This is a genomic window from Sellimonas catena (assembly GCF_027924685.1).
In the GTDB taxonomy this organism is placed as follows: Bacteria; Bacillota; Clostridia; order Lachnospirales; family Lachnospiraceae; genus Sellimonas; species Sellimonas catena.
The window spans coordinates 21,323-35,622 of sequence record NZ_BSBO01000022.1 but is presented as its reverse complement, the minus strand read 5'-3'; the positions used below and the strand labels follow the sequence as shown (position 1 = coordinate 35,622).

The 14,300-nt window shown below is 46.2% G+C and carries 9 protein-coding genes and 1 pseudogene; 9 read left to right on the top strand and 1 reads right to left on the bottom strand.

Annotated elements, in window-relative coordinates; genetic code table 11:
• The first annotated feature begins 61 nt into the window (after window positions 1-61).
• From Selli1_RS11055 to Selli1_RS11025, 8 genes and pseudogenes are all read left to right on the top strand, one after another.
• A complete protein-coding gene (locus tag Selli1_RS11055) occupies window positions 62-1,093 on the top strand; it encodes a CPBP family intramembrane glutamic endopeptidase (RefSeq protein ID WP_087167103.1) in 1,032 nt (343 codons plus the stop codon).
• A gap of 142 nt (window positions 1,094-1,235) precedes the next feature.
• Window positions 1,236-3,221, top strand: a complete 1,986-nt coding sequence (locus tag Selli1_RS11050; RefSeq protein WP_087167104.1) for an FtsX-like permease family protein — start codon at window positions 1,236-1,238, stop codon at window positions 3,219-3,221.
• The gene (locus tag Selli1_RS11045) at window positions 3,221-3,973 is read left to right on the top strand and encodes an ABC transporter ATP-binding protein (protein ID WP_281873022.1); all 753 of its coding nucleotides are present in this window, start codon (window positions 3,221-3,223) and stop codon (window positions 3,971-3,973) included. Before Selli1_RS11050 ends, Selli1_RS11045 begins: the two co-directional genes overlap by 1 nt.
• 308 nt (window positions 3,974-4,281) lie before the next feature.
• On the top strand, window positions 4,282-4,710 hold the full coding sequence (locus Selli1_RS11040; RefSeq protein WP_281873021.1) for a hypothetical protein: 429 nt from the start codon (window positions 4,282-4,284) through the stop codon (window positions 4,708-4,710).
• 6 nt (window positions 4,711-4,716) lie between these two features.
• Entirely contained in the window at window positions 4,717-6,921 is a 2,205-nt protein-coding gene (locus Selli1_RS11035) for an FtsX-like permease family protein (protein ID WP_281873020.1), read from the top strand.
• Window positions 6,922-6,978: 57 nt separating this feature from the next.
• Window positions 6,979-7,482, top strand: coding sequence for a hypothetical protein (locus Selli1_RS11030; RefSeq protein WP_281873019.1), 504 nt, complete (start codon window positions 6,979-6,981; stop codon window positions 7,480-7,482).
• 121 nt (window positions 7,483-7,603) lie between these two features.
• A pseudogene (locus Selli1_RS18695) lies at window positions 7,604-7,777 on the top strand (HEPN domain-containing protein); the annotation flags it as partial.
• 278 nt (window positions 7,778-8,055) lie between these two features.
• Window positions 8,056-9,309: an ATP-binding protein gene (locus Selli1_RS11025; protein ID WP_281873018.1), complete on the top strand. Its 1,254-nt coding sequence runs from the start codon at window positions 8,056-8,058 to the stop codon at window positions 9,307-9,309.
• 87 nt (window positions 9,310-9,396) lie between these two features.
• On the opposite strand, the gene Selli1_RS11020 is transcribed toward Selli1_RS11025, so the two are convergent.
• The gene (locus Selli1_RS11020; protein ID WP_281873017.1) at window positions 9,397-10,593 is read right to left on the bottom strand and encodes a Gfo/Idh/MocA family protein; all 1,197 of its coding nucleotides are present in this window, start codon (window positions 10,591-10,593) and stop codon (window positions 9,397-9,399) included.
• Window positions 10,594-10,733: 140 nt separating this feature from the next.
• Here Selli1_RS11020 and Selli1_RS11015 point away from each other — a divergent pair, with 140 nt between their 5' ends.
• Window positions 10,734-14,198: a DNA polymerase III subunit alpha gene (locus tag Selli1_RS11015; protein ID WP_281873015.1), complete on the top strand. Its 3,465-nt coding sequence runs from the start codon at window positions 10,734-10,736 to the stop codon at window positions 14,196-14,198.
• Window positions 14,199-14,300: the final 102 nt, after the last annotated feature.

The window sequence follows — 14,300 nt, the reverse complement described above, 5'->3', positions numbered from 1 at the left end:
TTAGCGCAATTTACCGTAATGTAATTGTTCTATAATTATTTTTAAAAAGAGGGGTGATTATATGAAATTTTTACGCCGTCAGAAACCGCTGCCTTTATTTTTGCTTTTTTTAATTATCCTTACTATAGGGGAGGGGGTAGGTATGGGGCTTGCTTCGTACTTTCACAAACCGCTATCTGGGTTAGAAACCTTTCAAATGATGATTCCGGCTACGGCAGCGTTTTTAGTCTTCCGGATTTTGGCGGGACAGACGCAGCCATTCCCGAAATATGTGTGCAGAGCTTTTTTTGCAGCAGATATTCTGTTTTTGATCGCTGTTGTCTTGGAAAGTGTGCTTCTTCCGGTATCCTTAAGTCAAACTGTGAGTCCAATATTGGTTTTGACCGGTATAGTATTTTTTGATCTTGCTCTTTTTCTGGAACCGGCAGAGACAAAAGATGCCTATGGGCTGCTGTGTAAAACAAAGATCAAAACAATACTTTTTTATTTGTTTTTATTTCTGATTCTTCAGGCAGGCAACTATTTCATCCAAACTGTTTTTGACTATTTTTCCGGAAACCGTCACGCATTTTTGGATTTTATAGAATTATATAGTCATTTTCCTTCGGCTCTTCTTCGACTGCCCTTTTTTTTCCTCTGTGTGTTTCTTCCATATTTCGGAGAAGAATACGGTTGGCGCGGTTTTCTGCAGCCAAGGATGCAGAAACAGTTTGGGATGAAAAAGGGACTGATTTTGACAGGAATGATATGGGGTGTCTGGCATTTGCCTCTGTATTTGTTTCGCTATCCGTCATCAACACTTTTGCAGGAGCTTCTTCATCAAATCGCTTGTTGTGTGTTGATCGGTATCTTTATGGGATATGTCTACTTAAAAACAAAGAATATTTGGATTTGCACAGCAATTCATTTCCTGAATAATGCAATGATAGGTACACTCTTTCCTTCTGTTGCAGAGTCCGCACCATCGAGTTCGCTGGAAGATCAAGCAATAGGGATTTTAGCTATTTTCCTCGTATATGGATTTTTCATAGGTTCCAGGGTATTTCGGGAGAAAAAGATTCTTGAGGATCTTCTATTGCCGCGAACCAGATAGAGAGGTGAGATTCCCGTTAGTGTAACTTGGAAAAAACAGAAAATTTTGAATGGGGGGGCGGGTATTGATAAGACAATATATGCCGTGATAAAATATATTCAAATATTAATATATTATATTTTATGGGCTGGGGGAAAAGATAATGTTTAATAAAATTATTCTCAAAAATTTTAAAAGTAATCTACATAATTACATTTTATTTTTCATCAGCAACATTGTTGCGGTGGCGGAGATGATCGCATTCTGGGGCATGAATGACATTGTAACAAAAGCAATTACAGATAAGGTGACGGCAGCGGCACTGAAAATGGACTTCAAGATTGCAGCCGGACTCATTACCGTCATCACTGTTTTGCTGATGGTTTTTTCTATGAAGCACTATATTCAGCTTCGGATGAAGGACTATTCCACCTTTATTATTCTTGGCATGAGGAAACGAACCTCCTATCTCATGATGCTGACTGAATATGTGGCAGGATGTGTGCTTTCCCTGATTCTGGGGATTCTGCTTGGAATCGGGCTGTTATACGGCATCCAGTACTGGATCCGGGGTATCTATCCGGAGTTTATCAAGATCACGGCATTTGACTGGAAGATTCTGAGAAATGCCTGCGGTCTGAGTATCGGAATTATGGCGCTTGTTTTCGTGGCGCTGATTACGTGGATGGACGGGAAGGATATGAGCGCCTTCATGTCGTCCGCAGAGCAGAATGAGAAACGTCCGGTCAGCGGGCGGTGGCTTCTGCTGGTTGTATTGGGTATTGTTCTTCTTGTGATTGGGGAAGACATGTATCAGGGTTCGGATTCTATGTATCTGACGTCCCATGCGGTCTTTCCGGCAGGCATGGTACTGATTGTCGTGTTTGGACTGGCGTGGGTGCTGGAGCGGTTTCGGAAACGGAAAAAATCTTATCTGCGCCATATTTTTCAGCTAAACCAGTTGTACAGTAAATTCCAGAATAATTTGATGATCCTGATCCTTCTGTTAGTGATTCACTTTTTTGCTCTGACCTATCTGACAGTGGAAATTTCCAGCCTCCTGCCCCTTGATAGGTACCGGGAGAACTATCCGTATGACAGTGTATGGATTGCAAGGGAAGAGGACAAAGAGTATGCAAAAGAACTGGCTGAAAAATATGACGGTACCGTAACAGAGTTTCCGATGCTGCGTGTCACAACCGCTTATACAGCACAGCAGATCGGCGTGTCCGCCTCCACATATCAAAAACTGACGGGAAAAGATTGTGATCTGGAAGGACGCGAGATCTGGTTTGGCATGGAGGATGCGGAATTTCGGAAGGAAAAAGATATAACGAACTGGGACAGTCATGATTTGTATGAAGATGTGTTTGTAGGAAATTATGATCCAGAGTTTAATATGGTCATGCTGAAGAATACAGAGGAAGGGAAACCGTATCATTACGAATTGACGAAAGCTTTCACCCAGAGTCTTATCGGACAGTATTCGCTGGATCAGTACCATGAAAACATGGTTATTTTTTCCGATGAGTTCTTTGAAGAACGGTGGCAGGAAGTGCGGAGGGACAAGACGGAAGCTTCCGAGCTTTACCTGTTTACTTTCCCGGCGAGGGAAAGAGCGGATGCATACACAGAACTGACTGCATATAATGATGCCAATGGAATCAAAAATAAGAATGAAGTAATGATGGAGAACAGTCTGTACAATACGGATGAGTTTTTGAAGGGACAGCGGATGCGTGCGGTATTCAGCCTGTCCAGCAAGCTGTTTTTGATGGCGACCCTTCTGCTCAGCGGATTTTTCGTTGTGGCATTGAAGAACCTGTCGGAGATGACATCTTTCAAACGGCGGTATGAGTTCCTGAATTATATGGGAATGAAAGAAAAGGAGCAGCGAAAGAATATCCGGTTTGAGACAAAGATTTTGACGATGATTTCGGCAGGAGCGGCATTTGTCATGGGCGTGCTGTATGTATGTTCCTATCTGTATCAGCAGAATACCGGTGGAGGCGACGGAGTCGGAACCGAATTCTGGAAGTACTGGGCGGCGATTATGATCGCATATTTAGTGGTAGTATATTTAATCCAGCAGTTATTCGGATGGTATGTGATCCGCAGATTAAAACGTGAGAGGAGGAAACAGGGGTAATGCATGTACTGGAAGTAAAAGATTTGATTCGGAATTATCAGAAGTCGTCCTTTAAAAAGAGCGAGGATGATATTAAAGTCCTGAAAGGACTGAATTTTACCGTGGAGGAAGGAGAGTTTGTTGGCATCATGGGAAAATCCGGGTGCGGGAAGACGACTCTTCTGAAGGTACTTGGCATGATCGACAAGCAGACGGATGGAGAGGTTTTCTTCATGGAGCAGAATACCACAGATCTTTTCAGGGATAAGCTGGCGGACATCCGAAGGACCAAGATCGGATTTATCTTTCAGGATTTTTATTTGATGGACAGTCTGTCCGTGGAAGAAAATATCATGCTGCCGATGATCCTCGGAAAAGAAAAAGTGGATGTCATGACAAAGGCGGCGAAGAAATATGCAGATCAGTTTGAGATCACCCATCTGCTCAAGAAGAATCCATACGAACTGTCCGGCGGGGAGAAGCAGAGAGTGGCGATCTGCCGGGCGCTCATCAACGACCCGGATCTGGTACTGGCGGATGAGCCGACGGGGAACCTGGACTCCAAGTCCGGGAAGATCGTCATCGACGCTCTGAACCGGATCAACCGGGAGTTCGGAAAGACCATCGTTATGGTAACACATGATCCGCAGATGGCAAGCAACTGCAGCCGGATCATTCTTTTAAAAGACGGGGTGATTCTGGATACCCTTAACCGGGGAGACAATCAGGAGAAATTTTATCAGGAGATTATCAGCCGGATGGCAGATCTGTAATATGGGAAAAGATATTTACAAGCAGTTTTTGAAAACGAGGAAAAGTCAATGACTAAAGATTCGACGGATACGCGATTTGTGCGTATCCGTTTTGTAATTGCGTTGTAAAAAATGTCACAAAAATTAATGAAAATAGAGTGCAAAGATATTGAAAATGAATAGTCTGAATGTTATTATTTAGACAAATTAGAGACGAAAAAACATTGTAAACAGAAATCTGTTTTTGGTAAGAGGTGAGACCGATGGTGAGTAAATCAAGAGGATAAAAAGTTCATACGAGGCCGGGGAAGGCTGGAGGTGAAGGTGTTATGAAGAAGAGATCGAAATATCAGCAAAAGATCTGGTGGTGCCGCCTGATTGTAAGTGTCGTACAGGTTTTCCTGTTTTTGTTTTGTCCCATCATACTGAAAGAGGGGAAGACATGCGGCGCGATGGTGATTTTCACTATGATAGTGGATACGGGATTTCAGATCCGGTATATTCTGCTGATGCTCTGCATGGTGCCGGCCCTGCTTTATCTGATCCGTTTTATCCTTATGATCCGTAATAAAAGTCTTGGCATTTTGGAAAAGCTTTCTGCAAAGACGCTGTGCTGGCTGGGAATTTCTATTTTTGTTGTGTCAGTGCTGCCCATTTCTCCGGATGATTTCAGCAAGACGGATATAGCGGGCATGATGCTTGTATACTGCCTGTTTACTTTCATCGGGGGAATTGAGTTTTTATACTGCCGGTGTTAGGAAACAATGGAAGACACCGAGGAAGAAGTGATTGCAGCGCGGGAGAAAGAGAAGATCGACAGACAGCACCGGAAGAAGGCGAATTACTTTCCGGGGAAGTACCCGAAGGAATTTTATCAGGTGATCCGCAGGATGTTCCGGTCCAGAATAAAGGTGCAGGTGTTGATGATTGCTTCGGAAGCTTTTGCAGCAGCGAGCCTCTTTATCGTCTTTTCCATGTATGGAATCATGAAAGATACCTATGAGATGGAGAGTTCCATTACCGGGGACGGGCTGTATGGTCTGTTCCGGAGTCTTGGGCTGATTCTGATCCTTTTACACCTCGTGATGATGACAATGATGAGTGCCTGGTATATCAAAGAAGCGAAAAAGGATTTCCGTCTGCTTGTTATTCTGGGAATCAGACGGCGGACAGTCTACATGCAGTTTCTGCTGGAATTCTGGACGGGCGTGCTTGTCGCCGCAGTGTTTGGTTTGGGAGCAGGGGCGGCAGGAGCTTCTGCAATGCGGATGGAGCTGCAAAAAGGGATCCCGGGCGGAGCGGTATTTCCGGAAGTCGTTACCGGAAACTATTTTCTCATCGGACTGATTTCTTTCCTGATTCTGATGGGATTGTCGTTGGCTTTTAATCAGGAAAACTTCATTGACCTGGGACAGTCCGTGGACAGAAATGAGGATGTACAGAAGGAAGAACGGTTGAGGAAAGGAATCAGTCTTTGGATTGCAGGAGGAGTGTTTCTGGCAGCTCTGGCGGTGGGATGGTATTCGGTCAGAGAATGGGCGGAGAGCAGGTTTATCCATATTTTGACGGTTGTGGCAATGTTCCTTCTGCTTTCCGGCGGAACAGCACTGTGGATGCGGATACGGGAGAGAAAGCATAGATATGATACCGGTCTTTTGAAAAGGAACCTGTTTTATCACAAGTTTGAGAGTAATATAGAGCGTCTGTTTCTTCTGGCAGTGATTCAGTTCCTTGCGCTTGGGATGTTTGCGGCGCCGATGGCGGGGGCATGTATTCCGCAGAAGATTCCGTCCATGTACCCGTATGATATCGTGGTGACGGCATATGAACCGGAGCTTGAGAAGCTGGAAGCGATTGCGGACAGGTACGAAGCCCGGGTTACGCAGTATCCGATGCTTCGGATGACTTCCATCTACGGGAGCGATAAAATCAAGCCGTGGAGAAGGACAACCAGACCAATCCAGTGGCCGCAGGGACAGCAGATTGCCATTTCGGAAAGCACCTATCAGCAGATGCGGAAGTTTGTGGGAAAAGAGCCGAAAAAGCTTTCACTGCAGGGCGAGGAGCTGCATGTAGTGTATCAGCAGGATCTGTCTGTCAAGGCACATACGATTGACTGGGATACCGGACGTCTGGAAAAGCATTTAAGGTTCGGCCAGCCTCTGGAATATTATAATCCGGATGATTTTCGCAGATTCTTTCCGGTCAGAACCATCGCAGGCGAAGAGCGAGCCAGCCTGACCGGAAGCTTTCACCAGGGAATGCAGGATAATCTGATCGTGTTGACAGATTCGTATTTTCAGGAAAATTATGACCGGATCACGGCGTATAACAGGAAAAACTGGGAGACGAGACAGAAGATGACGAGAGAAGAGTGGCGGATGTACACAGTCCGGCATCCGGAGAATCTTACAGAGGGACCAACAACACTCTTCTGTATGAATCTGGATGATGCCCTTGTGGATCAGGCAGCGGCGGATCTGGAATATCTGAACGAGGAGCAGGATTTTGACACGGTATGGGACAATAATATCCAGCCGTTTTATGTGAAATCTCAAATGATCGTCAATACAGAGTCGGAAATCTTTTTTACGAGAATGGGAAATGGATTCATTTTGCTGGTACTGATGATTCTCGGAGTCTTTCAGTTCTTTGTAAAAGTTAAGTCGGAAGAAGATAACTGGCGGTGGGAGAATATCTTCCTGAAACGTCTTGGAATGCACGAGAAGGAACGAAAAGCCAAGCTCCGGTATCAGATCCGGATGTTTGTACTCATACCGGTGCTGTCCGGGATCACGGGAGGAGTTATCTTCGCGGCATTGACTGCAAAGGCAAGGCTGTATACCATGCAGGAAACACTGCAGTTTGCTGGATATCTTGGAATGATCTATCTGATCTGGATTCTGGTGTGGGCAGCTGCCTGTCAGGTGATGGACTGGAATATCTGGAAACATGTTGAGAAAGAATAGGGAAAAAGTAAGATCTTGTGCTCCGAACAGGGGCTTCCTGTTCAGAAAGGAGAGCTTATGAAAAGAAAGTATATTTATACGATAGTAGCTGCAGCACTTCTGGTCTGCCTTGGTATGTCGGTTGCTTTTCTTAGACCGGACAAGGAGGAACAGCTCGTAAAGGAGTTTCTGAATCAGACATTCACCAAGAGCGAAGAAAATGCAAAGTTGTATCAGGCAGTCATGGATTCGCCGTCCGTCATAGGGCTGGGTGTAGATCAGCAGACACAGAAAGAAACGGCGGGAAAAGCGCAGCAGGCGTCGGAAGAATTTGAAAAAGCATACAGCACCTATCTGGATTCAAATGGCATGGATGATTTCCAGAATGGACTGTTTGGCTATATGCTGGACTTGTATACGGCAGACGAGATGTGGGAGATTTCTGAAACAGAAATCACGAAAGATAACGAAGCGTATAAATTCCGCGTCAGCATGAATGTGGGAGATACGCCGCAGGAAATTCAGGGAAGAGCAGAAGTGAACGATGGGAAGATCGGCAATCTGGATATTACAGAGTTATAGGAAATATTGGGGAAACCGCAGCAGGATTTAGCCTGCTGCGGTTGATTTTTGGTATGCAGAATGTATATACTATAATTGAAATTGAGAAACATCCGGGAAGGAGGATTTTGTCCATACCGGTGTATTTCCGAAAGAAATCAGTAGAAAAATCAGCAGGGCACAAGAAGTTCGACATGCCAGCGATTACGATGACTTTTATATTATTTCAATAGAAGATGCAAAAGAGCAGTTGGAAACAGCGAAAGAGGTAGTAGAATTGGTTGAACGGTACCTCAAGACACTGGATGAAAAATAAGATTGTTAAGAAGGTAAAATATAAAAAATCGGAAGAATTCCACAGAGGAAAAGTCTTCCAATTTTTTCTCCGGGAAACTAAGTGATCGTCGAGCAACTTTATGTAAAAAGTTTTGCATGATGTAGAAAAATCAGTAGATCTGGAAATCCTTTTATTTAAGAATCGACGCAATTGATTTGCAACGCAAAACGAATCGTTGTACAAAGAAGTGCAACGCAAAACAAAATCGTTGCAAAATGATTGCGACGATTTTATAATAATAGGAGAGGTGATGTGCGATGAGAGAGAATAAAAGGCTGGAATATAAAGAAAATATGGAATCAGGAACATTTCTGAAAACGATCAGTGCATATGCAAATTATGGTGGTGGGAAGATCATTTTTGGAATTGCAGATGATGGAACTGTAAAAGGAATCTCTAAACCGGAAGAAGCATGTCTAAATCTGGAAAATAAGATTAATGACAGTATAAAACCGGTTCCGGAATATTCGATAGAGATTGGGGAAGATTCTACAATTATTCTCAGCGTCTGCGAGGGTCCTTATAAACCTTATCTTTATAAAGGAAAAGCGTATAAGCGGTATGATTCCGCTGCCACTGAGGTGGATCGCCTGGAATATGGAAGACTGATTCTGGAGGGACAAAATCAGTCTTACGAAGAACTTCCTTCATCTATGCAGGAACTGACATTTGACCGTTTGGAAGAGGAGTTAAAAGAAAGTCTGGGAATTACCAGTCTGAATGAAGATATCCTGAAAACGCTGGAACTCTATTCGGAAAAAAGAGGATTCAATAATGCGGCAGCTTTACTGGCTGACAGAAATCAGTTTCCGGGAATCGATATGATTCGCTTCGGAAGCAGTATTGATGAGATCATGGACAGGGCGACGTTTGAACATATGTCTGTTTTGGCACAGTTAAGCAGTTGTATCGAGATGTTTCAGACGTACTATCAGTATGAGAAAATAGAAGGCGTTGAGAGAAAACAAATTGACAAGATACCGGAGAAGGCCTTCCGTGAAGCGATTGCAAATGCTTTGGTACATCGGGCATGGGATGTCCGGGCTTCCATAAAAATCAGTATGTTTGAAGATAGAATCGAAATCAGCTCACCTGGCGGGCTCCCGGCAGGAATTGGCCGGGAAGAATATTTGAATGGGCAGATTTCTGTCCTCAGAAATCCGATTCTTGGAAATGTTTTTTTCCGGCTGAAATATATTGAGAAGTTTGGAACGGGGATTATGAGAATTAACCGGTCTTATTCTAATGCATTGGAAAAACCGTCCTATCAGATTTTTGAGAATTCCATTCAGGTGGTACTTCCGGTAATCGCATCAGATGAGGAACTCTCAGAAAAGGATAAGAAGATTCTGGACATTATCCGGGACAAGGGAACCGTGAGCAGAAGTGAGATTGAAAAGCTTGCGGGAACAGGAAAAGATTCGACAATCCGCAGTCTGAATCTGCTGTTGAAGAAACATATTATTGAAAAAACGGGAGCCGGAAGAGGAGTAAAATATCATATCCGGTAAAGAATAAAGCATACGAAAAGCAACCGGAATACATCCCATGGAATGAGATGCACCGGTTGCTTTCTATTTACTGTAGTCCGACGGTGTCTATCTTGTCATCCACCGCCCGTTTGTAAAGTCCGGAATGGCAACCGGATGTCCGCCCATTGCGATGGACTGTTCGGAGAGGACGCTGATGCACATCCAGGAAGCTGCGTCATAGACATCGATCGGGCAAGGCCGTCCGTCGCGGATGCACTGTGCGAATTCACGGAAGACGAGGTAGTCCATGCCGCCGTGTCCGCCTTTGATTTCGCTCTTTAAGAAGTCTTTCCAGACCGGATGGTCATACTGCTCTTCATATTCTTTTGCGTTTCCCCAGTGTTTGTTCCAGAAGAATTCCTCTTCCATGGAATACAGTCCGTCCAGGAAGACGGAATCGGTCTTTTCCTCATACATGCCCTTTGTGCCGCAGACTGTGAAATCACGGCTGTAGTAGCGTGGAAGAGAGGTATCGAGTGTCAGCAGAATCGTTTCCCCTCCGGCGCAGGTGATGACAGTGTTGACGACGTCGCCCTGGGCAAACCGTGCGTGGAGCAGGGACTGGTCGCAGTCCGGGTGCCGGCGCACGTATTCATTCATCCCTTTGGAGATGGAAGCGGTGCTTGTCAGAGTGAGCATCCGGTTTCCGTGGTTGATATCAAGGATCCGCGCGATCGGACCGAGTTCGTGAGTCGGATAGTTCTCCGCATTCCGGTTGAGATAATTTCTGAGACGGTAATGGCGGTTTTCTTTTCCGCGGGTAACCTCGCTTCTCAGATCATGCATATAGCCGCCGCGGCAGTGGACGATATCTCCGAATACACCCTGCTCTTTCATATTCAGGGCCATCAGCTCCCGGCGTCCGTAACAGCAGTTTTCCATGAACATAAACGGTGTTTTTGTCTCTTCGTAAGTCCGGACAAGCTCCCAGCATTCTTCCAGACTGTATACGCCTCCGACTTCAATTCCTACCGGGATTCCTGCTTTCATTGCCTGGATGGCAGCAGGTACGTGGTGCTCCCAGGAGGTGGCGATAATCAAAGCGTCAATATCCGAGCGGGTCAGAACTTCTGAATAATCCAGCTCAGCAGCAGGACGGCGCCCGCAGCGTTCTTCGATCAGGTCCTGTGCCTGTTTGATTCTGTCCTCATAAGCATCGCATACGACAGAAATCTGCATTTCCGGGATATATAAAAGGGTCTCTTTTAAAAGCATATACCCCCTGCTTCCCAGTCCGACAAGTCCGATCTTTAATGGTTCCATAATCAAGTCCTCCTTCATGAAATCTCATTCACAGCATAGCACAAAGCAAAGGGAGTTACAATAATCACAAATCTCTTTTTCCCCCTGTTTTCCGATGCCTTTTTTTCTGCTATAATAGGTACCGGAAAAGGAGGAACACAATGAGTTTTGTACATTTGCATGTTCATACAGAATATAGTTTGTTAGACGGTTCCAACAAGATCAAGGAGTATGTCGCCCGTGTGAAGGAACTCGGCATGAACAGTGCCGCCATTACGGACCACGGTGTGATGTACGGTGTGATCGATTTTTATAAAGAAGCAAAGAAGGCGGGGATCAATCCGATCCTTGGATGTGAGGTATATGTGGCTCCGGGTTCCCGGTTTGACCGTGAGGCAGGGCACAATGATGACCGGTATTACCACCTTGTCCTTCTGGCGGAAAATGATGAGGGATACCACAACCTGATGAAGATTGTATCGAGAGGGTTTACGGAAGGGTATTACTACAAGCCGCGTGTGGATAAAGAGCTTTTGAGGCAGTACAGCGGCGGGATCATCGCTCTGAGTGCCTGTCTGGCCGGAGAGGTGCAGAAGAATCTGGTGAGGGGTCTTTATGAAGAGGCCAAGAAAGCCGCATACGAGTATCAGGATATTTTCGGAAAAGGGAACTTTTTCCTGGAGCTGCAGGATCACGGGATGGGCGAGCAGCAGACGGCCAACCAGGGTCTTCTTCGTCTGTCGGAAGAGACGGGAATTGAGCTGGTAGCTACCAATGACGTCCACTATACCTATGCGGAGGATGAAAAGCCGCATGACATCCTGCTTTGTCTTCAGACGGGAAAGAAGCTTTCTGATGAGAACCGGATGCGTTACGAAGGCGGCCAGTATTATGTAAAGAGTGAAGAGGAGATGCGGGGGCTCTTCCCGTATGCCCTGCAGGCACTTGAGAATACGCAGAAAATCGCAGACCGCTGCCATGTGGAGATTGAATTCGGAGTCACCAAGCTTCCGAAATACGATGTGCCGGATGGCTATACATCATGGGAATATTTGCAGAAGCTCTGCTTTGACGGGCTGGAGGACCGGTATCCGGGAAGCCCCAAGGAACTGGTGGAGCGGCTGAATTATGAGCTGGATACAATCCGCACGATGGGGTATGTGGACTACTTCCTGATTGTGTGGGATTTCATCAAATATGCACGGGATCATGACATTATGGTGGGACCGGGACGAGGTTCCGCGGCGGGAAGTATCGTGTCCTACTGTCTTGGAATTACCAACATTGATCCGATCCGGTATAACCTGCTCTTTGAGCGGTTCCTGAATCCGGAGCGTGTCACCATGCCGGATATCGACGTGGACTTCTGCTTCGAGAGAAGGCAGGAGGTTATCGATTATGTAACGAGAAAATACGGAACAGACCGTGTGGTACAGATTGTTACCTTCGGTACCCTGGCGGCGCGGGGAGTTATCCGGGATGTGGGGCGTGTCATGGATCTTCCGTACGCCTTTGTGGACAGCATTGCAAAGATGATTCCGACCGAGCTGAATATGACGCTTGACCGGGCGCTTACGATGAATCCGGAGCTGAAAAAGCTGTATGATACGGATGAGCAGGTAAGAGAACTGATTGACATGAGCAGGCGTCTGGAAGGTCTTCCGAGACATACGTCCATGCACGCGGCGGGGGTTGTCATCAGTCAGAAGTCCATCGATGAATATGTGCCGCTCTCCCTTGGATCGGACAATTCTCCGGTGACCCAGTTTACCATGACGACGCTGGAAGAGCTCGGACTTCTGAAGATGGACTTTCTTGGGCTTCGGACCCTTACCGTCATTCAGAATGCGGCCAGGCTTGCCCGGCAAAGCACCGGAAAGAAGATCGACATGTCCAGGATCGACTATGATGACAAGGCAGTCTTCGATTCCCTTTGCAGCGGAAAGACGGACGGCGTGTTCCAGCTGGAAAGCGCAGGGATGAAGAGCTTCATGAAGGAATTAAAGCCGCGGAATCTGGAGGACGTCATTGCGGGGATTTCTCTGTACCGTCCGGGACCGATGGACTTTATTCCGCAGTATGTCAAAGGAAAGAATCATCCGGAACAGATCACCTATGACTGTCCGCAGTTAAAACCGATTCTGGAACCGACCTACGGATGTATCGTCTATCAGGAGCAGGTTATGCAGATCGTGCGGGATCTGGCGGGATACACGCTGGGGCGAAGCGACATTCTGCGGCGTGCCATGTCAAAGAAAAAGGGCGATGTCATGGAGCGGGAGCGCCAGAATTTCGTCTACGGCAATCCGGAGGAAAACGTGCCGGGATGCGTGGCAAACGGCATCGATGAGAAAACGGCCAACAAGATTTACGACGAGATGATTGATTTTGCGAAATATGCCTTCAACAAGTCTCACGCGGCGGCCTATGCGGTCGTTTCCTACGAGACGGCATGGCTGAAATATTATTATCCGGTAGAATTTATGGCGGCGCTGATGACTTCGGTCATCGATAATCCGGGGAAAGTGGCGGAATACATTTATACCTGTAAGGAGATGGGCATAAAACTGCTGCCTCCGGACATCAATAAAGGGTACGGCAACTTTTCCGTGGACGGGGGCGATATCCGTTACGGCCTTGCGGCAATCAAAAGTATCGGACGGTCCGTGATCGATGACATTATCCGGGAAAGAGAGGCCGGGGGAGAGTTCAAAAACCTCCGGGATTTCGCGGAGCGGATGTCCGGCAAGGACATCAACAAAAGGACGGTTGAAAACTTTATTAAAGCCGGGGCCTTCGACTGTTTTACCGGGACGAGAAAGCAGCACATGATGGTCTATCTTAAGATCCTTGACCAGATCAATCAGGAGAAGAAATATTCCATGGCAGGACAGATGAGCCTGTTTGATATTGTGGATGAGGATCAGAGAAAGGAATTTGATATTCAGTTCCCGGATGTGGGCGAATACGAAAAGGAGACGATGCTTGCCTTTGAAAAGGAAGTGCTCGGCGTCTATGTCAGCGGTCATCCGCTGGAGGAATACGAGGACCGGTGGAAGAAAGCGATCACGGCGACGACACATGATTTCCAGTATGACGATGAGACCGGACATACGAAAGTCCGGGACGGGGCCAAAGAAACCATCGGCGGTATGATTACGTCCCGCACCATAAAATATACGAAGACCAACAAGGTGATGGCATTTATTACCATCGAGGACCTGCTTGGTACGGTGGAGGTCGTGATTTTCCCGAGGGATTACGAGAAGAATCAGCAGTATCTGGAAGTGGACCGGAAGGTGTTCGTAAGAGGCCGGGTGTCAGAAGAAGACGAAAGTGCCAGCAAGTTGATCTGTGAGACGATCATTCCGTTTGAGCAGACAGAAAAACAGCTCTGGATTCAGTATCCCGATAAGGCATCCTTCCTTCAGGAAGAGCAGCTTGTCTACTCCATGCTCCACATGAGTGAAGGGGAGGAGAAAGTCTTCATTTACTGTCAGGCAGAACGGGCAGTCAAACAGCTTCCGGCGGGGCGGAATGTGGATATCTCAGATGAACTCATGAGCAGATTGACGAACTATTTTGGCAAAGAGCGGGTAAAAGTAGTAGAAAAGTCAAAGATATAGGAAAGATATTGAAAAACGAAAATAAATAGTTTAGTATATTAGGTGGTTAAACTATTCACAGAAAACACATACAGAAATCAGGGAATGACCTAATGGAGGTAT